The organism is uncultured Parasphingorhabdus sp. (assembly GCF_963975555.1).
In the GTDB taxonomy this organism is placed as follows: Bacteria; Pseudomonadota; Alphaproteobacteria; order Sphingomonadales; family Sphingomonadaceae; genus Parasphingorhabdus.
In genome coordinates, this window is the sequence record NZ_CAXBHH010000001.1 from 226,461 (window position 1) to 247,282 (window position 20,822).

At 58.2% G+C, this 20,822-nt stretch carries 19 protein-coding genes; 7 read left to right on the forward strand and 12 right to left on the reverse strand.

Annotated elements, in window-relative coordinates; genetic code table 11:
* Positions 1-103 precede the first annotated feature (103 nt).
* On the reverse strand, positions 104-1,162 hold the full coding sequence (locus tag AAC060_RS01055; protein WP_339821871.1) for a DUF1702 family protein: 1,059 nt from the start codon (positions 1,160-1,162) through the stop codon (positions 104-106).
* Between the two features lie 256 nt (positions 1,163-1,418).
* Between AAC060_RS01055 and AAC060_RS01060 the strand changes: the two genes are divergently transcribed.
* The 4 genes from AAC060_RS01060 (at position 1,419) to AAC060_RS01075 (ending at position 6,234) form a co-directional block, all read left to right on the forward strand.
* Complete coding sequence (locus tag AAC060_RS01060; protein WP_339821876.1) at positions 1,419-2,528, forward strand: glycosyltransferase family 4 protein; 1,110 nt, start codon at positions 1,419-1,421, stop codon at positions 2,526-2,528.
* Between the two features lie 271 nt (positions 2,529-2,799).
* Positions 2,800-3,720: a hydroxymethylglutaryl-CoA lyase gene (locus AAC060_RS01065; protein ID WP_339821879.1), complete on the forward strand. Its 921-nt coding sequence runs from the start codon at positions 2,800-2,802 to the stop codon at positions 3,718-3,720.
* Positions 3,721-3,806: 86 nt separating this feature from the next.
* On the forward strand, positions 3,807-5,435 hold the full coding sequence (locus tag AAC060_RS01070; RefSeq protein ID WP_339821881.1) for an FAD-dependent oxidoreductase: 1,629 nt from the start codon (positions 3,807-3,809) through the stop codon (positions 5,433-5,435).
* 25 nt (positions 5,436-5,460) lie between these two features.
* Positions 5,461-6,234 carry an SDR family oxidoreductase gene (locus tag AAC060_RS01075; protein WP_339821884.1) on the forward strand — a complete coding sequence of 258 codons (774 nt, stop codon included), beginning with the start codon at positions 5,461-5,463 and terminating at the stop codon, positions 6,232-6,234.
* 4 nt (positions 6,235-6,238) lie between these two features.
* Here AAC060_RS01075 and AAC060_RS01080 read toward each other — a convergent pair whose 3' ends face one another.
* The gene (locus AAC060_RS01080) at positions 6,239-7,555 is read right to left on the reverse strand and encodes an MFS transporter (protein WP_339821887.1); all 1,317 of its coding nucleotides are present in this window, start codon (positions 7,553-7,555) and stop codon (positions 6,239-6,241) included.
* 69 nt (positions 7,556-7,624) lie between these two features.
* Positions 7,625-8,395: an SDR family NAD(P)-dependent oxidoreductase gene (locus AAC060_RS01085; protein WP_339821890.1), complete on the reverse strand. Its 771-nt coding sequence runs from the start codon at positions 8,393-8,395 to the stop codon at positions 7,625-7,627.
* Between the two features lie 89 nt (positions 8,396-8,484).
* Here AAC060_RS01085 and AAC060_RS01090 point away from each other — a divergent pair, with 89 nt between their 5' ends.
* Positions 8,485-9,222, forward strand: a complete 738-nt coding sequence (locus tag AAC060_RS01090) for an SDR family oxidoreductase (RefSeq protein ID WP_339823760.1) — start codon at positions 8,485-8,487, stop codon at positions 9,220-9,222.
* A gap of 1 nt (position 9,223) precedes the next feature.
* Here the strand turns inward: AAC060_RS01090 and AAC060_RS01095 are convergent, their stop codons facing one another.
* The 9 genes from AAC060_RS01095 to AAC060_RS01135 all read right to left on the reverse strand — a co-directional run bounded on the left by AAC060_RS01095 (position 9,224) and on the right by AAC060_RS01135 (position 19,365).
* Positions 9,224-10,513 carry an MFS transporter gene (locus AAC060_RS01095; RefSeq protein WP_339821893.1) on the reverse strand — a complete coding sequence of 430 codons (1,290 nt, stop codon included), beginning with the start codon at positions 10,511-10,513 and terminating at the stop codon, positions 9,224-9,226.
* A gap of 190 nt (positions 10,514-10,703) precedes the next feature.
* The gene (locus AAC060_RS01100) at positions 10,704-11,837 is read right to left on the reverse strand and encodes an acyl-CoA dehydrogenase (RefSeq protein WP_339821895.1); all 1,134 of its coding nucleotides are present in this window, start codon (positions 11,835-11,837) and stop codon (positions 10,704-10,706) included.
* Positions 11,838-11,861: 24 nt separating this feature from the next.
* Complete coding sequence (locus AAC060_RS01105; RefSeq protein WP_339821898.1) at positions 11,862-13,058, reverse strand: acyl-CoA dehydrogenase family protein; 1,197 nt, start codon at positions 13,056-13,058, stop codon at positions 11,862-11,864.
* Positions 13,059-13,178: 120 nt separating this feature from the next.
* The gene (locus AAC060_RS01110; RefSeq protein WP_339821900.1) at positions 13,179-14,126 is read right to left on the reverse strand and encodes an RDD family protein; all 948 of its coding nucleotides are present in this window, start codon (positions 14,124-14,126) and stop codon (positions 13,179-13,181) included.
* Positions 14,123-15,145: a stage II sporulation protein M gene (locus AAC060_RS01115; protein WP_339821903.1), complete on the reverse strand. Its 1,023-nt coding sequence runs from the start codon at positions 15,143-15,145 to the stop codon at positions 14,123-14,125. Before AAC060_RS01115 ends, AAC060_RS01110 begins: the two co-directional genes overlap by 4 nt.
* On the reverse strand, positions 15,142-16,464 hold the full coding sequence (locus tag AAC060_RS01120; protein ID WP_339821906.1) for a DUF58 domain-containing protein: 1,323 nt from the start codon (positions 16,462-16,464) through the stop codon (positions 15,142-15,144). The genes AAC060_RS01115 and AAC060_RS01120 overlap by 4 nt, the downstream gene beginning before the upstream one ends.
* Positions 16,461-17,417, reverse strand: a complete 957-nt coding sequence (locus AAC060_RS01125; RefSeq protein ID WP_339821909.1) for a MoxR family ATPase — start codon at positions 17,415-17,417, stop codon at positions 16,461-16,463. Before AAC060_RS01125 ends, AAC060_RS01120 begins: the two co-directional genes overlap by 4 nt.
* Positions 17,414-18,694 (reverse strand): DUF4350 domain-containing protein, encoded by a 1,281-nt coding sequence (locus tag AAC060_RS01130; RefSeq protein ID WP_339821912.1) that lies wholly within the window; start codon positions 18,692-18,694, stop codon positions 17,414-17,416. Before AAC060_RS01130 ends, AAC060_RS01125 begins: the two co-directional genes overlap by 4 nt.
* Complete coding sequence (locus AAC060_RS01135) at positions 18,691-19,365, reverse strand: hypothetical protein (protein ID WP_339821914.1); 675 nt, start codon at positions 19,363-19,365, stop codon at positions 18,691-18,693. The genes AAC060_RS01130 and AAC060_RS01135 overlap by 4 nt, the downstream gene beginning before the upstream one ends.
* 116 nt (positions 19,366-19,481) lie before the next feature.
* Here AAC060_RS01135 and AAC060_RS01140 point away from each other — a divergent pair, with 116 nt between their 5' ends.
* Together AAC060_RS01140 and AAC060_RS01145 are read left to right on the forward strand one after the other, a co-directional pair.
* Positions 19,482-20,240, forward strand: coding sequence for a hypothetical protein (locus AAC060_RS01140; protein ID WP_339821917.1), 759 nt, complete (start codon positions 19,482-19,484; stop codon positions 20,238-20,240).
* Positions 20,241-20,342: 102 nt separating this feature from the next.
* Entirely contained in the window at positions 20,343-20,822 is a 480-nt protein-coding gene (locus tag AAC060_RS01145; RefSeq protein ID WP_339821920.1) for a (2Fe-2S)-binding protein, read from the forward strand.

The window sequence follows — 20,822 nt, forward strand, 5'->3', positions numbered from 1 at the left end:
CTTCGATGCGGAGAAGTTCCGGTACATTGCCGGGCAGTGCGTTAAACCATGACCAAAACCGTCGTTGCGGATATTAGCGCAACCCTGAATGGGACCAAGGTCCTCAGGTGGACTGGCTGCGGGTTTCCGATGGCACCGCTTCCCGTTCCCCTTCCGGCGGAAAGGGAATGCCCTTGGCATCACTGAGCCTTCGTCCGGCGATATTTTGAGTAAAAGCCGCCGCGACGCTATGCCTCCAGGCCTCGTATCGCGGACGATCCGAACGAGTCCTGGTCACATTGTCTTGCCGCAGTTGCTCCACCAGTGCTGCCAGCGCTTCGGGCTCCATATCCCACAGGGTCCTGATTGCCGCGCAGATAGTTTCCGGCATGCTCTGGTCGCTCATCCGCGCGCTACAGGCGAAACCTATCCCCTGTGCGAACCACTCGCCGCTCGGTCCGGCCAGCCGGTAACCGTCGATAAAGACCTTCTCGTCCGCCGGACCGGCATAGCAACTGGCCAGCCCGATTCCCGACCAGATATCCGCCTGCCGATCGGCCGTCATGGATCCTGCCAGAGCCGCTGCCTTGTCGATATCGGCACCGCTGACGAACCAGATGCCGCGTCCGACACCCTGATCATAAGCGCGCGAGGCGTAGCCTTCCAATATCCGCTTGGGACTGTTGAGGGTCTTTTCCTGCTGAAAATAGACATTGTGATAGCCCATGCCGTCATAGGCCATCCAGCGGTAAAACGGGTCCAGCGCACCAACAATGGCCTTTTCTCGCCAGGAAAGCTTGGACATCGCCAGCCCGGTGCCGGCATTGACCAGCAGCGGAAAGCGCTCTTCGAACCGTTCCCGGAATTTCCCGAGCATCGGCCGCCGAAACGGGATGGAATCGACCAGCGCGCTGCCCATCGCTCCCCCTTCGACGAAAAAGCCGCGCAGCAAAGCCGGTTCCTCCGCCATCGCCTGTTCGAACGCGGCAAGAGAACGGGCCGACAATATCAGATTATAACCGCGCAAAAATGTCTTGCCGATCGATTCCAGCCGTTCTTCATGGCTTTTCTCGGCAAGGTCGAAGCCCCGGATCCTGAATTCAACGCGACGCGGATCCAGTACCAGAAACTTGCGGATAACAGAGGGAAGTGGCTTCAACTGATCGGCCCGATGTTCAAGCATTATAGCCCACTCCGTCTTGCTAATTGCATGCCTGGTCAACAGGCCTTTAACCTCGTTGGCACGTTGATAACGCAATCGACAGCTTCCCGCAAAATATCATTATGAAATGAGCCACAATGGATGAAATGACTCTGATTAACCGCGATCGATTGTAAATATTTGGCTATACCGGCCAACTAACCGGATCACAGTTGCATTTGTTAACCAGGCTTGGCTCAAATGACCTCAATTTTTAGGGGCAGGCAGAGGGACGTTAATGAAAACGATATTAGTCGTCGGCGTCCGCGGCATGCCTGATGTGGAAGGCGGTGCCGAAAAAAACGCGGAAAGCCTGTTCCCTTTGATCGCAGCGCGAGGCTGGAAAGTATGCGTCGCGGGCTGGAAACCCCATGTCAAAAGCGGCGATTTTCGCGGCGTGTCGTTATGGCGCGCGCCGACGCCCGGTTTCGGTAAGATTGATGAACTGATCTATTCGCTTCTGACATTGTTCAAAGCATTGCGGGGGCGTCCGGATATTGTCCATATGGCCGGACTGGAACCGGCGTTTCTGCTTTGGGCCTATAAGTTGATCGGGTGCAAAATCGTCGTCCGCCTCGGTGCCGATTGTCACCAGCGTCCCTGGAGCAGAGCAGGAAAATGGTTCATGCGATGCGCCAAATATCAATTGCGCTGGGCCGATAAAATCATCGTCGTCACACCCGCTTTGGCAAAAAAATTGCGCGCGTCAGGCATTCATAAAGACATCCACATCATCGGGAACGCACTCGACCGAGCGGACGATTTTCCGAAAAACTCGAGCCCGCCCGTCAGGGGGGACTATATTCTGTTCGTCGGCCAGATCTCTCAACAGAAAAACATTCATAGTCTGATTGCCGCCTTTCGGGTCTTTGCCGAAAGCCATCCTAGAATGCAGCTGGTGATTGTCGGACAATGGGACAAACGTGCCAGACGCAAGCAAATAGAGGCTTTGGGTGACGACCGGATCAAGATGCTTGGCAGCCTGCCGCGATCGCGTTTGGCCACGCTCTATCGCGGTGCGCGGTTTTTCGTAAACCCGTCAATCCGCGAAGGACATTCCAATACCCTGCTCGAAGCGATCAGCGTTGGCTGTCCGGTTCTGTTGAGTGATCTCCCCGAGAACCGGGATCTGCGATTGAACGCCAAACATTATTTTAGCCCGGAGGATATGCGCAGCATGGTCAGCGCACTCGACCGCGCCCACGCCAATCCGGATGTTTTCCGCGTAAACCGCAATCGCTTTCCGCAATGGGAAGAAATCGCGGAGCAGACGATACGCGTCTATGAGAAATTATTCGCCGAAGATGCTTGCGAGGGCCCCGCAAATAGTCAGCCGTCGCAGGCTTAACTTTGCCGACCGACAACAATCGACAGCACCAGAATTTATAGCTGGTCCGGACCGTTCGCTGCAGGCGCATCCACTTGCTTGCGGTCATGAAATGCGCCGTCCCGACTGCGCGTCTCACGCAGTGGAGCAAGCTCAGCGGGCCGGCCTTCAAATGATGCCACGGTCTTTCAGGTCAGCCGGAACCGTGCCAATGCCCCCTTGCATCATGAAAAATACTCCCGCATCATCATTTCTGCTATACAAAGGAGGAGCATGATTGTTTACGCATAATATGGCACAAGAAACCCCGAGCTTTGTAAATATTCTGGAAGTCGGTCCACGCGACGGTCTGCAGAATGAATCCGAAATTATTGCGACGGCGGACAAGCTCGGCCTGATCGATCATATGCTGGATGCAGGGGTGCGCCGGATTGAAGTGGCGAGCTTTGTCCATCCGGGGCGCGTGCCACAAATGGCCGATGCCGAAGACGTGATTGCCGGCCTGCCCGACCGCGATGATGTTTCCTATATCGGCCTGTGTCTGAACAAGCGTGGCGTTCTCCGCGGACTGGCGACGCGAGAGGGCAACAAGCGCGGGATTGACGAAGTCGGCTGCGTGGTCGTGGCGAGCGACACATTCGGTCAGAAAAATCAGGGCCAGACCATAAAGCAGGGCATTCAGGAGAATCGGGAGATGATCCGCTTTGCCAAAGCCGAAGGGCTGAAAGCGCAGGTCACCATCTCGGCGGCCTTTGGTTGTCCGTTCGAAGGCGCGGTCGATCCGGAAACGATATTCCATATCGCCGAGGAAATGGCGGCTGAAAATCCGCTGGAAATCGCGCTCGCCGATACTATCGGTGTCGGCGTGCCCGCTCAGGTCACCGACCTGTTTGGGCGGCTCCGGGAAATATTGCCCGACCATATTTCTATGCGCGCGCATTTTCATGACACGCGCAACACCGGCATTGCCAACGCCTGGGCTGCGGTTCAGGCAGGCGTGAAAACCCTGGACTCCAGCCTCGGCGGCCTTGGCGGATGCCCTTTTGCGCCCAATGCGACAGGCAATATCGCAACGGAGGATCTGGTCAATCTGCTCAACCGGTCAGGTATCAAACATGATCTCGATCTGCGCAAAGCCATAGCCACCAACCACTGGTTCGAAAATATTCTCGGCCGTCCGCTGCCGTCGCTGGTCGCTAGGGCCGATGCCTGAAACCTCCCCGCTATTCAAAGTGCGGTTTGTGACAATATCCGCAAGGCTTTAGACCCTGTTCCAGTCCGATTACGGAGAGGAGTTCAATGGTCGACAGCGAGATAGACGTTCTGGTCATCGGCGCCGGTGCAGCAGGTCTTGCTGCCGCGCTGGCGGCGAAAGAATCCGGTGCCACGGTCCGGCTGATCGAAAAGCAGGACCGGCTGGGCGGGACCGCCGCGATATCCGGGGGCGTGGTCTGGTTGCCCGATCATGAGCAGATGGCCGCGCAAGGCATAGAGGACAGCGCCGCCGAAGCCCTCTCCTATTTCCTGTCGCTCGATCATGGCGAGATGGACGAGGACGTGCTCGGGGCATTTGTCACCGAAGCAGGGCCGATGCTCTCCTTCCTCACCAGTATCGATGCAATCAAGCTGACTATGATGCCGGACTATCCGGATTATTACGAGGATCGTCCCGGTGCGAAAGCAGATGGCGGACGATCACTCGACAATGAACTGTTCGATTTTAATTCGCTCGGCAAATGGAAAGACCGGGTGCTTGAACATGGTCCCTCGCCGAGAATGATGCTGCGCGAAACACCGCTTGGCGGTGGCAGCGGCGTGGTCGAGCCGGAGGAGTTGCAGCGGCGCAATGAAGGAGATTTACGCGGCTGGGGGCAGGCGCTGGTCGGGCGGCTGCTCAAGGCCTGTCTGGAACGCGGCATCGAGCCGGTTCTCGGTTGTGGCGGCTACCGGCTTTGCATCGAAAATGGCCGGATGACCGGGGCCATCGTCGAACGAGGTACCGAGCGGGAAACAATCACTGCGCGAAACGGGGTAATATTGGCCACCGGCGGCTTCGAATGGAATGACGCTTTAAAACACGCCTTTTTGCGCGGGCCGCTCGACGCACCCGCCTCGCCGCCGACCAATCACGGCGATGGCCTGAAAATGGCGATGGCGGCGGGCGCGGGCCTGGGCAATATGACCAGCGCCTGGTGGGTGCCGACCCTCGCGATCCCCGAAGCGCAATGGCAGACCGGCGAGACACGAAACATGCCGGTGCTGATCGAGCGGACCCTGCCGCACGGTATGTTGGTCAACCGCGACGGCAAGAGATTCTGTAACGAAGCGGCGAACTACTCGGCGCTGGCCGGTGCCTTCCATGCTTTCGATCCGGCAAGCTATGACTATCCCAATCTGCCGGCCTATCTGATTTTCGATTCCCAATATCGGGAACGCTATCCGCTAGCCTCCTTCATGCCCGGCAGTCCGCTACCCGACTGGGTGGCAGTGGCAGACAGCTTCGAAGCGCTGGCAGAAAAAATCGGTGTCGATGCAAAGAATCTCCCCGCCACGGTCAACCGCTTCAACGAGCTGGCCAACCAACTGGACGATCAGGATTTCAGTCGTGGCAAGACCGACTATGACCGTTTCTACGGTGACCGTTCCAGAGAAGGCGCGGGAGCGACTCTGGGATCGCTGACCAAGCCGCCGTTCTACGCGGTGGAAATCAGGATGGGCGCACTCGGTACAAATGGTGGCGCGAAAACCAACGCGCAGGCGCAGATACTGGATGTCGATGGCGAGCCGATTGCCGGACTGTTCGGCGCCGGCAACGTGATCAGCGCGCCGACCGGCAGCGTCTATGCCGGAGCAGGCGGCACTTTGGGGCCTGCGCTGACCTTCGGCTATATTGCCGGCCGCGCGGCGGCTAGGCTGGTCAATCAATGAACGAACCATTCAAGGGAACGAGATCATGGGCATATTGGATCAATTCAAACTCGACGGTGAAGTCGCTGTCGTAACAGGTGCCGGCAAGGGAATCGGACGCGCGATCGCGCTGGGTCTGGCCGAAGCGGGCGCCGATGTCGCGGTCGCCGCGCGTTCTGCCGATGATCTGGAAAAGGTTGCCGATGAAATCCGCGCATTGGGTCGCCGCGCGATCGCGGTACCGACCGACGTAACCAGCCGCGCTGCGCTGGAAAATCTCGCCAATCGTGCGGTCGAGGAACTGGGCCGGCTGAGCATCTGGGTCAGCAACGCCGGCGGCTTGCCCGACGGCACACCGCGCTATCTAACGCGCACTCCCGAAGAAAGCTGGGACGCGCAGATTGAGCTCAATCTGAAAAGCGTATGGATGGGGGCCGTGGCTGCGGCGCATCATATGGGCGATGATGGTGGTGCGATTATCAATATTTCCTCGCGCGCAGCCATCGGCGGCCAGGCCAAAAACGGACCCTATGGCGCCTCTAAAGCGGCAGTGAACAGCCTGACCGCGACCCTGTCGCTCGAGCTTGCACCCAAAATCCGGGTGAATGCAGTCGCTCCGGGACCAATTCCGACCGAGAATTTTGACGAATCCATGGGTATCGATTCCGAAGAGAAACGCCAGGCCTTGCTCAAGCAGTTCCAGATTCCGCTGGCCCGCTTCGGCCGGGAAGAGGATATCGCCGCTGCGGTGGTCTATATGGCGTCTCCGGCGTCGAACTGGGTGACCGGCCAATGCCTCTATGTGACGGGCGGCAAATAAATTCCTAGGCCCGCCGGCGCTTCATCCACACCCAGACGCGCCAATAGTGAAAACCGGCCCAGAGATTAAACAGCGCAAGTATCATCAGCGCCTGCTGCAGCGCACTGGCTTCCAGCCCGGTGGCCCCACCGGCGAAAAAGTCGGACAGGCCGCCGACAAAGACCGGCCCAAGACCCAGTCCGATCAGACCGGCCACCATCAGATAGATCGCCACCGCCATCGCCCGGGTCCGGTCGCCGGCCAATGTCTGCACCGCCGCGAAGCTGGGACCGAAGTAGAAGGTCGCGGCAAAGGTCGGGAAACCGAGCAGCATGATCGCGACATTGGCATTGTCCGCATAGATAGCGGCAATCATGCCAGGGGCAGCCAGAACCAGAACCAGTCCGCTGACCAATAGCGGCATGAGCGGATCACGCTTGCCGATAATGTCCCCGACCTTGCCGCCGAACCAGGCACCGAAGCCGCCGGTCAATCCGACCATCACGCCGAGTTTCCAGCCAAGCTCGCCATAGTTCATACCGTGTACGCGCACGAACAGGCTACCGTAGAAGCTGGCCAGACCATAAGAGACAAATTGCACCAGCACGCCGGCAGCAACCAGATGCCAATAAGCCGGTTTCCGTGACAGTTCGAGCAAGGCGCTGCGCAACGTCACCTCACCCGGCACCGGTTGCAGAGCCTTTGCCAGACTGACCTTGCCGCGCGGATCGGGCACAGTGAACCATATAATCAAGGCGATGATGATTCCCGGCAGGCCAGCCAACAAAAATGCTGCCCGCCAGCTGAACATTTCGGTAATATAGCCGCCACCGGCATAAGCAATGAACGCACCAACGGGAACCGCTGCACCCATGATACCGAGCGCGCCGGCACGCCGTTCGGGCGGAAACAGGTCAGCGATCAGGCTGTGCGAAGCCGGTGAGGAACCCGCTTCGCCAATGCCTACCCCGATACGCGCCAGAAACAGCTGCACGAAATTGCCCGCCATTCCACACAGCACCGTCATCAGAGACCATATGGCAATCGCGATGGCGATAATCCGGCTGCGGTTCCAGCGATCCGCCAATGCAGCGAGTGGAATCGCCAATGTCGTGTAAAATACCGCGAAAGACAGACCGGTCATCAGGCCGAGTTGGGTATCACTCAACCCGAGGTCGCGCTTGATCGGTTCGGCGATGATCGAAATCACCTGCCGGTCGAGGAAATTGAGCATGGTGACGACAAACAGGACAGCGAGCGCATAATTTGCACGCCGCCGTGAGGCAGATGCAATATCTGCTTTAATCTCGATGCCCTCGTTGGGGCGGATATCCTCTACCATCGGAAAGATATGGCAGGTTTATTTTGCCCCCGGCACCCTTTGTTTAGCTAGGGCCTGTCGGTCAGATTCTCAGAGCGATTGTCCATCATCAAGGACGATATCCGACCCGGTCATCATCCGCGAAGCGTCGGACGCCAGATAGAGCATCATCGGATCGAGTGATTCGATATCCTGAAGCCGGCGGCGATGGAAACCGGCGATTTGCGCTTCGCCGCCCGGCGTCTGATACCAGTCGCCCTGTATTTCGGTCGGAATATAACCGGGATGGATCGTGTTCACATTCACGCCTTGCCGGACCCATTCGCGCGCGAGATTGCGGCCGAGATGGGCCACGCCCGCCTTGCTGGCGGAATAGGCGCTGTCGCCGTCGCCGGTCAGTCGCGACGTGATCGAACCGATAATCACGATCCTGCCGTTTTCCTTTTTCCGGCTACCCGAGGCAATAAGCCGTTTTGCGCCTTCTCTTGCAACAAGATAGACACCCTTGAAATTGGTATCGAGCAGCATCTGCAAGCGGTCCGCCGCTACGTCTGTGGATCTGCCCGCAGCGGATACGCCCGCATTGGCGATGATCGTATCAACCGTACCGAATGCCGCCTCTGCGGCGTCATAGGCAGCGATGATCGACGCTTCATCCGTGACATCAAGCGGAACCGCCAGCGCTTTACCGCCTGCATCAATAATTTCTTTTGCCAAAGCATCGGTCCGGTCGGTGCGCCGGGCACCCAGCACGACATTCGCACCCGCTGCTGCAAATAATCGGGCGAAGCGCGCACCAAAGCCTGAGGAGGCACCGGCGATCAGGGCGGTGCGGCCTTTGAGGGAAAAGGGAATATTCATGATGTCGTTGCTCCGGCTAAATTAGAGAACAGGCTCTAGACGATCGGCAATTGCTCGGCCAATAGTCAATTGCATAGGAGAAGATAATGATAGACACGTCCATTGATTTTACCGGCAAAACCGTCTGCATAATTGGCGGCTCTAGCGGAATCGGCAATGCCACCGCGCAGGCTTTTCGCGGTTGCGGCGCCGAGGTCCATGTGACCGGAACCCGCGCTAGCGAAGCTGACTATGCTGCGGACGAAGGCTCCGATCTGGAAGGCCTGACCTTTCATCAACTCAATGCCGGAGATGATGCTGCGATCATCGCCTTGCGGCAGAAATTTACCCGGCTGGACGCACTGGTCTGCTCGCAAGGCATGGTGATGTACAAGCGCGCCGAATTTGAACCGGAGAATTTTGCCAAGGTCGTTCAGGTCAATCTCAACAGCCTGATGACTTGTGCCGGGCAATTTTATGATCTGCTCAAACAGACAAAAGGCTCGCTGATCATCATCAGCTCGACCGCCGCCTTCCATGCGACCGTCGGCAATCCGGGCTATAATGCTTCCAAAGCCGGCGCGGTGGGGCTGACTCGTACTTTGGGCAAGGCCTGGGCACCGGACGGCATTCGCGTCAATGGTGTCGCACCCGGCCTGATCGCAACCAAGATGACCAAGGTGACCACCGACAATCCCAAACGCCGGGAAGCGACGATCCGGTCGATCCCGCTCGGTCGCATTGGCGATCCGGATGATATGGCTGGGCTGGTCCTGTTTCTCGCGTCGCCACTGGCCGGTTATACTGTCGGGCAGACAATTATCGCCGATGGCGGCCTGCTGCTGTAGCTCAGGCTGGCGCCGGTTCCGCGTTCACGGCCTTGGCAGCCCACCAGAATAATATCGTCGCCATGCTCAGGCTCACTACCACGGTCGCAATAACCGCATAGCTGAGCGACATGCTGCCATAGGAATCAGCCCAATTGTCGCTCATCAAGCCGATCAGTGCGGGGCCGATGCCATAGCCGAGCAGATTGATCGAAAGGCTGCTGATCGACGAAGCCGTCCCGCGTTCGGTTGGCAAGACCGCCGCCTGTACCATCGAGATCGCCGCGCCTTGCGTGGATACCAGCAGAATATAGCCGCAGATATATAATGCGAGAGTCATTTCGAGACTGGTCGACAACAGGCAGAAGGTCCAGAATGGCAAGGTCAGCAAGACCGCCAGTGCGCAATACCATGGCCGCCATCGCGGATTTTTCTTGGCGAGATAATCAGCGAGATAGCCACCCAAAATCATCCCGGGAACGCCGCCCGCAAACAACACCGCACCAAGATAAACACCGACTTCGCCCTTTGAGACATCAAAGTTCCGGATCAGCGTCGGCGCCAGCCATATGGCAAAGGCAAAGGACGGTATGTTGGTGAAACTATTGGCCAGGACCACCCGCACAAAGATATTGTTCGTCCACAGAGAGCGCATCGTGGTCATGAACGGTTCCTGCTTGTCGGCACCGGATTTCGCGGATTTTTGTCTGAAATAGCGGCCGCGCTGGGGCTCGCGGACGGTCAGATAGAGAATGATCCCTAGCAAGATGCCCGGCAGGCCCAGAATCACAAAGGTCCACCGCCAGCCATAAGCCTCGGCCAGCAATCCCCCGGCGGCATAGCCGAGCACAGGCCCGAGAACAGCTCCGGCAGCATATATGCCCATCGCCCGCGACAATTCATGCGGCGCAAAATAATCGGTGATGATCGACACCGACGGCGGTCCACCGCCAGCCTCCCCGACACCGACACCGAGGCGCGCCAGCAGCAAGGTCCAGAAGCCCAGAGCCGCTCCGCACAGCGCCGACATCAGACTCCACAGGGACAGCGACACGGCGACCATAGTCTTGCGGTTGGTGCGATCTGCCAGGCGACCGGCCGGAACGCCCAATATGAGATAGAAAACGGTGAAAGCCGTCCCCGCAAGCAGGCCGATTTGCGTGTCACTCAGGACAAATTCGGCTTTGATATCCTCGATCAGGATCGACATCACCAGACGGTCGGTGATGTTGAACATGAAGGTCAGCATCAGCATGATCAACACATAGTAACGATACACGCCGCCAGCGACCGGACTGGAATTTTTGTTCATCTGCACCCTCTCCAAAGGATGGCAATGGCCTAGCGCGAAAAAGGGGACAGAGCCAGACAGGCTCTATCCCCTTAAATGATAGGATGTATCGTCATGCTGAACTCGATTCAACACCCAGAGCCACGATCATGAACATTGCTCGTTAACGCTCTGGGTCCCGGATCAAGTCCGGGATGACGGTTTTTTTCGACTAACCCGCGGTCAGGGCAATGTGCCGCCGCATATGATGATCGACGCTGCCGAATTCGCCTTCGATGATCGACAGACGCTTGAAATAGCTGCCGACAGCAAGCTCGTCAGTCATGCCCATGCCGCCGTGGGTCTGGATCGCCGACTGGCCGATGAAACGCCCCGCCTGTCCAATCCGCACCTTCGCTGCCGAAACATTTTTCTTCCGCGTCGCATCGTCTTCATCGAGCTTGATCGTGGCAAGATAGCACATCGAAACCGACTGCTCATATTCCATCAGCATATCAGCCATCCGGTGCTGAAGCACCTGGAACGATCCGATCGGCGTACCGAATTGCTTGCGCTGGCGCGAATAGTCGAGCGTGGTTTCGTTGGTCACCTTCATCGCGCCAACCGCTTCGGCACAGACCGCTGCGGTTGCTTCGTCGACGACTTTCTCGATCAGTGGCAGGCCGTTACCTGCATCACCGATCAAAGCATCACCGGAGACTTTGACATTCTCGAAATAGACTTCCGAAGCGCGGCGGCCATCGACGGTGGCATAGTCACGCGTGCTGACGCCTTGCGCTGCCTTGTCGACGACGAATACCGAGACACCGTCCTTGTCCGTCTGTCCGCCCGATGTGCGCGCAGTCACGACGAAATGCGTCGCCCACGGCGCGCCAATCACGACGGCCTTGTGACCGTTGAGGATATAATCGCCGCCATCGGCCTTTGCCGAGGTTTCCAGATTGGCCAGATCATAACGTCCACGTGGTTCGGCATAGGCAAAGGCAAAGATCATCTCGCCGGAAATAATCCCGCCGATATATTCTTCACGCTGTGCAGAATTGCCGCCATGTTTCAGGAAACCGCCAGCGCAAACGACGCTCGGGATGAACGGCTCGACCGCAAGGCCTTTGCCGAATTCTTCCATGATGATCATCGCTTCGGTAGCACCACCAAAACCGCCATCTTCTTCCGAAAATGGAGCGGCCAGCATGCCGAGCTCGGCCAGCTGTGCCCAAAGCTCCGGCCGCCAGCCGGATTCGCTGGCGATCACATTGCGGCGCGTATCAAAGTCATATTGTTCGCGGATCAGGCGCGAAATTCCGTCGCGCACCATATTTTGTTCGTCGGTAAAATCGAAATCCATATTGGTTCCCCTTTGTCGGTCCGGTTAAAGGCCGAGGATCATTTTGGTGATGATGTTGCGCTGGATCTCGTTGGACCCGCCGTAGATCGACGTCTTGCGCATGTTGAAATAGGTCGGTGCCGCGTGATGGGCATAATCCGGACCAATCGGGAAGTCGTTCGACCCGTCATCCGGGAAACTGCGGAAATCGGGCGCGCCATAATGGCCGACCGCTTCCAGAGTCAGCTCGGTCAGCCGCTGCTGGATTTCCGTACCCTTGACCTTGAGCAAAGAACTCTCCGGTCCCGGTCCCTTGCCAGCCTGTTCGCCTGCCAATGTTCTGAGTTCGGTGATTTCCAGAGCAGAAAGATCGATCTCCAGCTGGCTGATCTTCTGGGCAAAACCCATATCTTCAATCAGCGGTTTGCCATCGAGCATTTCAGCAGCAGCAATTTCCTTGAGCTGTTCGACACCGCGTTTGGAGCGGGCGACACCAGCAATACCGGAGCGTTCGTGCGCCAGCAGGAATTTGGCATAGGTCCAGCCCTGATTCTCCTGACCAATCAAATTGGTCGCAGGGACGCGGACATCGGTCAGCCACACTTCGTTGACTTCATAGCCGCCGTCGATCAGCTTGATCGGGCGAACTTCAATGCCGGGTGTCTTCATGTCGACGAGGATGAAGCTGATGCCCATTTGCGGCTTGGGCGCATCCGGGTCGGTACGGCAGAGGAAGAAACCCCAGTCGGCATGTTGCGCCAATGTGGTCCACGTTTTCTGGCCGTTGAGGATATAATCGTCGCCATCGCGAACCGCAGTGGTTTTCAGCGAGGCCAGATCGGAGCCGGCGCCGGGTTCCGAATAACCCTGACACCACCATACTTCACCCGAGCGGATGCCCGGCAGATGCTGTGCTTTTTGCTCTTCGTTGCCGAATGTGTAGATCACTGGTGCAACCATCGCGACGCCAAACGGCAAAGGCATCACGGTGTTTTTCCGCGCATTTTCTTCGCCCCAGATATAGCGCTGGGTCGGCGTCCAGTCGGTACCGCCATATTCCTTCGGCCAGGCCGGAGTCGACCAGCCCTTTTTGCCCAATATCTTGTGCCAGGCGACCATGTCCTCGGGACTCATGTCATCCTGCACGCCGCGAGTCCCGATATTTTCGGGATAGTTATTTTCAATAAATTCACGCACTTCAGCGCGAAAGGCCTTTTCTTCTTCTGTGAATTCCAGATTCATGGGAATGCTCCTTGGTCAGAATTTGGCTGGACTATAGGGCGAAACCCGCCAAAAACAAGCAATTAACCAAGCAATTAAGGTGACGCTACGGAACCGCCGGATCGGTGCCACCCAGTCTTATCACTCATGCGTGGAAAACTTGTCCTTACGCCGCTTGCCAAATTTCATGCTGCGCTCCAGTCGGGCGCGTAGCGCGGTATAATATGCCTCGAGAAAGATCCGCTCGTCGCCGCTGCCCGGTTCCCAACCGATTTTCTGGCAGATAGACGCGGCGACCTTTTCCAGCGCGTCATTCTGGTCGTTGCGCAGGACATTTTCCAATGTCTGCAATTCATATTCGCCGTAGACTGACAGATCCTCGTCAGAAAATTGATAGCGCGCGGCCACCGGCGCTCCATCGGTCAAAAGCTGCGCTGCCGAAGGCGCGACAATGTCACCGAGATTCTTTTTCACATTCTGGATCACCCAGGTGCCGGCGATCACGTCGCCGCCGCGCAACCGGTCCTTGTTAAACAAGGGAAAGAGGAGAAACATCAGCACCCAGAGGAAACCGGCCCAGGCGGTCAGATCCGACATTGTTCCACTGGCTTCGCCCGAGGTCAGAAACATCAACGGCAGGAACAGTTCGACATCACGCACGATATTGCGGGCGATAACCGCTTCTGCGGTCAGCCGCCCGCCATCTCTCGCTGCCACGCGGATGCCGACGGCTCGCTTCCCCCAGGTTGCGGCGCGATCCCCGAGCTCAAAATAGAGAAAATAGGCGTTGCGGAACAGAAAGACGGAAATGATCCAGAGGACCGCCAATATTTGCAATGGACCGCGCGCGTTTTCGCCATTGCCCTCAATGGTCAGTCCGAACCCCCATAGAATCAGCAAGCCGGCGATCGTAACCACAAGGATCAAACCGAGAATGATCATGATATCGAGCGCAAGCGCGCCGGCTCTTGCGCCCGCCGCGGCAACCGTGACGTTGAGGGACACGCCTTCCGGGGTAACCATGATCCGGTCGAGTTTCGGATTGGCAGATCGCCGAATCCATGGCTCGACAGCTTTGCTCTCGCTCATGCGCCGGGCCTCCGCCGTTCGCGTCCGAAGCCGATGAAATAGAGCAGCCACAGCAGTAACATCCCGCCGCCGACACCAAAGCGGCCAGCGGTATTATTGACCAGTTGCCGGGCAAAGCCTTCCAGCAGGCCGGCGCAGATCAGCATGATGACAACACCGACCATGACGACAGCCGCCCGCTTGCCCGCGTCGCTGGCCGCTTTCAGATGGGACCTTGCCCCCGGAAAGGCGATCGAACGGCCGACATGAATTCCCGCAGCTCCGGCCAGCAATATGGCAAATAGCTCGGTCGTACCGTGAATCGAGAGCCAGCCGATAAAATCAACCGTCAGACCGCGTTGGGCAAAAACCCAGAGCATCGCACCGAGCAATGCCATATTGTGAATGAGCAGCAATATGCTGGGGATGGCGAAAGCAAAACCGAGCGCAAAGGCCAGGATCGCGACCTGCGCATTATTACTGAACAGAAAGGCGGCGAACACGCCCAATCCGTCCGAATCCTCCGTACCGAAAAGCGTTCCGCGCAAGGCTTCCGCGCTCGCACCCGGCACCCGGACTTCGGAAAGACCGCCCGGCACCAGCGCATAGAACCAGTCACTATCGCCCGCGACCAATATATAGCCGATCACCGCGCCGGCGATCATCACCGACAAGGCAATCCATATATCGAGCTGGATTGCCCGGACCGCCCGGCTCCAGCCGCCGCCAAAGAAGCTGCCGAGCCAGCGACGGAAGCTGGTCTGGGTGCCATAGACCAGAAAATAGGAGCGCAGCGCCAGCCCTTCGAGATAGTCGATCAGCCCGGCGTCGAGCGAATTTTCCCGGGCGATGGACAGGCTGGACAACAGCGTCCGGTAAAGCGTCGGCAATGCCAGCACATCGTCATCGGACAGGCGCTTGCTCTTGCCTTTCTCCATTTTGGTGACAATGTCTTCGAGCCGGATCCAGTCCGCTTCCCGCTCCAGCCGGAAACGGTCGCTGCGCAACACCGCTGCGCTCAATGCCTGCTCGGTACTCACAGCGCGCCCCGCCTTTTGATATTGAGATAGGAGTTGATCAGGCGCGTGCCGATATCCTGTTGCGCGCCCTCGATCACATCAATGCCCATGTGCCGCAATCTGGTCAGGACCAGCTTCTTCTGGTCGAGCAGGTTCCGCGCCGTGACCGCTCGCGCGACATCTTCGGCGCTCTCGGGAGCCTTATCGATAATCGCGGTCAGTTCCCGGTCCTCGAGAACCACGAACAGCACCAGATGCTTGTCGATCAGCCGCCCTGCCGCCTCGAGCATCAGATCGGCTGCGGTCGGGTCGGTAAAGTCGGTGAAGATGATGATCAGCGAACGCCGCTGGAGCCGATTCTGCAAGCTCGACAGCGCCAATGTGTAATTGCTCTCCTGATGGCGATAGTCGATGGTCGCCGCTTCCTGCTGGAGCCTGAAGAAATTGCGGCTGCCCGAAAGGAAAGGCGTCGACAATTCCGGTTTGGCGGCAAAGCTGAACAGGCTGGTCCGGTCGCCGGCCTTGAGCGTGATATAAGCGGTCAGCAGCGCCGCCGACACCGCCCGGTCGATGCGCGGCAGGCCGGCAATCGGCTCGCACATCGTCGATCCGCAATCCAGCGCGAAAACAATCTGGTTATTGCGCTCGGTATCATATTCCTTGGCCAGCAACTTGCTGTGCCGCGCCGATCCTTTCCAGTCGATGCTCCGCCGGTCCATGCCCGGCTGATATTCGGCCAGTGCTTCAAATTCGCTGCCTTCACCGCGAATTTTCCGGGCGAGCAGACCGAACAGGGAATCGCGCAGGAACATTTGCACCGAAGGGCTGCGCACGGCCGAAATATTGGGCATCACGGCCACGCTCTGATTGCTCTGCTTCTGGATCTGTCGCCACGCCAGACCAAGCGGCCCGGTCCACCTCAGCCACAGCTTGCCGATGTCTCCGGTTCCCCGTCTGACGGGGATCGTGGTCGCCTGACCGGAAAAACCGTGACTGTCTGCGGTGTTGCGATTCAGGGCAAACGCGACTGTTCCGTCTTCCGCCAGCCGCTGATCCAGTCCGAGATTGCCGAACAGTCTCCGTGGCCCGATCTTTCCGGAGAAATCCGCAGCCAGCCCGAGCGACAGCGGTGCACCGATCTCGGTGCTGCCCGGCACCGTCAAGCGCACCTCGTTCACCTTGGCCGCGACCAGTCCGTCAAGAATGAGCAGGAGCAAAAGCATCGCCGCCCATCCCGCACCGATCGCCCATAGCGACGGGATGATCGCCGCCAGCACGGCAGCAATCGGTGCGCCGAGCGCGATGAGCCAGATGGCCCGTCCGGTCGGGTAGAAATTCAACGAGGGGCTTCCGTCCGTTCGACCAGACCGGTGATAATGCTGTCGACCTGCCGGCCTTCAATCTCGGCTGCCGGGGACAGCATGGTCCGGTGACGGAGCACCGATGGCGCAAGCGCTTTGACATCATCGGGAATGACATAGTCGCGACCGGAAATAGCCGCCCGCGCCCGTGCCGCATTGGCCAGCATGATCGCCGCCCGCGGACTGGCGCCATTTTCCAGTTCGGCGGTTTCACGGGTCGCCCGGATCAGCCGAACAACATAGTCGACTACGTCCTCGACCAGCTTGACCGTCTTTACCGCTTCGGTCGCGGCCGTCAGCGTCGCGCTGTCGGCCTGTGTTTCGATACCGAAGTCCTTTGGCACCGGCGCGCCGATGCGCTCGCCATATTGGGCGACGATCTTCTTTTCTTCCTCGGCGTCAGGATATTCGACAAGCAGCTTGAACAGGAACCGGTCAAGCTGGGCCTCGGGCAGCGGATAGACGCCCTGCTGCTCGATCGGATTCTGGGTGGCGACCACCATGAAGCGCGAACTCAGTCCATGGGTCTCGCCATCGATGGTCACTGACCGTTCCTGCATCGCCTCGAGCATCGCTGCCTGCGTTTTCGGCGGCGTGCGGTTGATTTCGTCGGCGAGTAACAGGTCGCAGAAAATCGGTCCGCGGGTCAGGGTGAAGCTGCTGGTCTGGAAGTTGAACAGATTGGACCCGATAATATCACCGGGCATCAGATCGGGGGTGAACTGGATGCGCCCGAAATCAAGGCCAAGCGTGGCCGCAAAACATTGCGCCAGAAAAGTCTTGGCCGTGCCCGGCGGTCCTTCGAGCAGCACATGGCCGGACGAGAATAGCGCGATCAGCAAATGATCGACAATTTCTTCCTGCCCGATAATCGCCTTGGCTACCTGACCACGGATATTATCCGCTAGCGTCTTGAGTTCGTCGATGTTCATCCGATAAATTCCTTTTTCCAGGCGTGGAGGGCCGCGGCCCCGTCGGCGATTTCTTCTGGTTTGCGGGCACGAACGAGTTGCTGGAACAGGGCGGTGAATCGGTTGCCGTCCCTTTCCCCCAACGCGTCCAGTCTCTGATGGATTTCCTGTTCATCGGCATGCGGGCTGATACCGATGGCTTCGGCCGATTGCGTGCGGATCATTTCGGCATAGGGATCGGTGATCAGATATCCGCGCTGCATCCGGCTGATGAAGGCAGCGCTGTTATTGACCAGCGCGGTCTTGCCAAAATCCAGGCTGCGCTTTTCCATGACCGGCGGTCCGAAGCGGTTGAAGGCCATCCAGGCGGCAGCGAGAGCTGCGGTGATCAGGCAAATGGTGGCGGATAAAAACGGCGGCGCAAAGGCCAGAGTCAGCAGATTTTCCGAACGCCCCAGACCGTTGAACGTGAGGTCGAATGTCACGCCGCCATCGCTGGCTGTGGAAGCCGCCCGGACCAGCGCAAGCGCGTGACGAGCTGTTGATTTGTCTGCCATGCCGGCGTTGTTGAGCAAGTCGGCATCGGCGACGATCAGCACCGGATAGAAGGATTCATCTATTTCGTCTTCGTCGGTAATGCGCGATTCATCAAGCCGGTCCAGCTGCGCATAGACACCGCCATCATCGACATAGGCGACCAGCGCACTCCCTGACGACGGCCCCCGCACGATTGCGCGAATGGAATCGCCCTTGATGGTGACTGGCATTTCCGGTGTTTTCACGCGCGCGCCAACGGCCGAAGCCAATGCTTTTCCCGGACGCGCCGTCTCATCGACGGTGATGCTAACCTCCGCCAGGTCCTTCAGCATTGCCTCTCCCGGGTCCCCGCCCCACAGGTCTCCGCGTGCAACCCAGCCTTTCTCTAGCTTCGGGTTTTGGAACACCTGCCATTTCGGTAAGATTATCATCGTCGGCCCGACATAGGAACGCTGCTGAACGACCGCATCAATGTCTTGGGTGGGTGTAAACGGTCCCGGCGTCAGAATCAGCAGACCCTCATTGTCCATGCCCGCCGGAGACCGCGAATATTGCACCGGAACGCCGGTTTTCTCGAGCAGATTGGCAAAGGCCTTATATCCGATAATGCTGTTGGATGCGCCGTGGGCATCGCCGTTTTTGCCCGAGGCCAGAGGGTCACCCATACCCAGCCCATAAAGCAGCGCGACAAACGCCGCGAAACCGACTGCGAACATGATCGCGATCGTGGTTCGCTGAAATGGATTGGCCTGAACGCTCATCCTTTTCCTGCGCTCCGCCAGCTTTCCTTGAGCGCAAAACCGGCATAGGCATCGCGCGATACCTGCCATCCGCTCTCGTCAATCGGCAGAGCCGCAAATATGCCGCGCTCGACCTGACCGACGATCACCGCAAACATCTCCCGTGCGGTTTCGGGCAAACTGTCAAATCGCTCGATTTCCCGTGACGTGTTCGACGGACGCAGCAAATCCGGCCGGCGCTTTTCAATATCGGCAATGCTGTGATGGAGCAGCAAGTGGACCGCCTGGTCAAACTGGCCGTCTGCGGCCAGCGCCTCGGCTTGCGCGAGCAGCTCCCGCGCTGCTGCCGGTTGCGGTTGCCAGACGTCCTCCGGCGGGCGTTTCCGGCCGCGCCATTGCTCGACATAAGGCGCAAGGATTATCCAGAGCAAAGTCAGCACGCCCACGGCAAGCATAACCAGCAACAGGATACGCAATATCGGCCAGGCCGCCGCGACCATTTCGAACAGGGGTCTGAGCAAGTCACCAAGCCAGTCGAGAAAATCCCGCCACCATTGCGGAATTTCCGGTGGCCGGGGTGCCGGGCTGGGCGTAAATTGAATCGTAGCATCGGCGCGCACGTCATCCCACGCACCATCAAAAGAAGCGCCTACTTCATTTCCCTTGTCTTGCGCTGCTTTTACCACCGCCAAAGTGTCGCAGAATCCCGATGATCGGGCAAGAGCGAAGATCGTTGTTTTGTAGAGCTTTACCTTCTGCGCAATTTGTGACAACTTAATCAGGCACAGAAAATTTGGGGGGATTTGAGATGGCAGACACAGCACAGCATCTGGATATTGGGCGAGTACTCAACAATACTTTCGGCGTGATCAAACGCAATCCGTTGATGTTTCTCGGTCTCTCATTCCTGATGGTCGCTCTGCCACAGGCGCTTATCCAGATGGCGACCGGCGCATCGGCAGCCGGCGTCGACGCGGAAGCAATGATGACGATGTTCAGTTCCCCGTCGATGATTGCAACAGCATTCGGAGGCTGGCTGCTGTTCATCATATTGTCGATTTTGCTGCAGGCCACCTTCATCATCGCCACGGTCAAGGACCTCAACGGACAGACAGTCAGCCTCGGCGAATGTGTGGGTCAGGCAATCGGCAAAATATTGCCTCTGATCGGTCTGGGGATATTGATGACATTGGGTATAATGCTGGGCCTGATATTGTTCGTCATCCCCGGCATGATATTGGCGCTGATGTGGATTGTGGCCTCACCGGTCATGATGGCCGAAGACAAGGGAATCATCGATTCTCTGAAGCGGAGCGCGGAACTGACCAAAGGATCGAAGCGCTGGATATTGCTTTTGTTCGTGGTTTATATCGTTATCGCGACGGTTCTGGGTCTTTTCATGATACCCTTTGCCTTTGCCGGCACCGTCGGAGTCACGCTCATCGGTCTGGTCATCAACACACTGACCGGCGCGATACAGGGAACCGGAATTGCCGCAGTCTATGTTGATCTTCGCATCGCGAAAGAGGGCGGAAATACGGACGCACTGGCAGACGTGTTTGCCTGAAGCAAACCGAGCGGCTCGTACCGGCCAACAGATTGATTGGCATATAGGGCTTGTTCGCCTATAAGTTGCATATTGCCATTCAATCATCCGGGTGAAACTCTCATGATCAAGCTGAACGTCAACGGTCAGGCCAAAGAGGTCGATGCCGACCCGGCGACGCCGATATTGTGGGTCATCCGCGAGAATCTGAAAATGCCCGGCACCAAATTCGGTTGCGGCATTGCCCAGTGCGGTGCCTGCACCGTCCATCTCGATGGCAAGCCGATCCGCAGCTGCTCGACACCGCTTTCCGCCGCCGAAGGCAAGAGCGTTGCAACCATCGAAGGCATTGCCGGCGAAGACGGCACATTGCACAAGGTCCAGCAGGCCTGGATCGAAGCGCAGGTTCCCCAATGCGGCTATTGTCAATCCGGCCAGATCATGTCGGCCACTGCGCTGTTGGAGAAGAATCCCCAGCCGACCGACGAACAGATCGACGCCGCAATGGCTGGCAATGTCTGCCGCTGCGGGATGTATGGCCGGATTCGCAAGGCGATCAAGGCTGCCGCGGGCATCGAACAACCCGCGAAAGTGGAGGCTTAG